The organism is Bradyrhizobium sp. 142 (assembly GCF_023074015.1).
Lineage (GTDB): Bacteria > Pseudomonadota > Alphaproteobacteria > Rhizobiales > Xanthobacteraceae > Bradyrhizobium.
On the sequence record NZ_JADPKQ010000112.1, the window covers coordinates 1 to 523 of the forward strand.

A 523-nucleotide genomic window follows, 5' to 3' on the forward strand; every position below is an offset into this window, starting at 1 on the left:
ACGAGGAGGACTTCCTCGGGTTCTCGTACGGGTTCCGACCCGGGCGCTCCGCGCACGACGCGATGGATGCGCTGGCGGTCGGAATCGAACACCGCAAGGTGAACTTCATCGTCGACGCCGACATCCGCTCGTTCTTCGACACGGTGGACCAGCAATGGCTCACCCGCTTCGTCGAGCACCGGATCGGCGACCCGCGCATCATCCGCCTGATCCAGAAATGGCTCAAGGCGGGCGTGCTCGAAGAAGGTACGGTCAGGGTCGGTGATCAGGGGACGGCGCAAGGAGCGGTGATCTCGCCGCTGCTTGCCAACGTCTACCTGCACTATGCCCTCGATCTGTGGGCTGAACGCTATCGACGGCGCGAGGCCACGGGCGACATGATCATCGTGCGCTATGCCGACGACTTCATTGTCGGCTTCGAGTCCGAGGATGAGGCCCGGCACTTCCTCGAAGCACTGCGCGAGCGGCTCAGGGAGTTTGCACTGTCGCTGCATCCTGAGAAGACCCGGCTGATCGAGTTCGG

General features: G+C 63.5%; 1 protein-coding gene. It reads left to right on the top strand.

The window, feature by feature from the left end; all coding sequences use genetic code 11:
• Positions 1–523 (top strand): reverse transcriptase domain-containing protein (locus IVA82_RS11590; protein WP_247493305.1); only part of this gene is annotated, 523 nt, incomplete at both ends.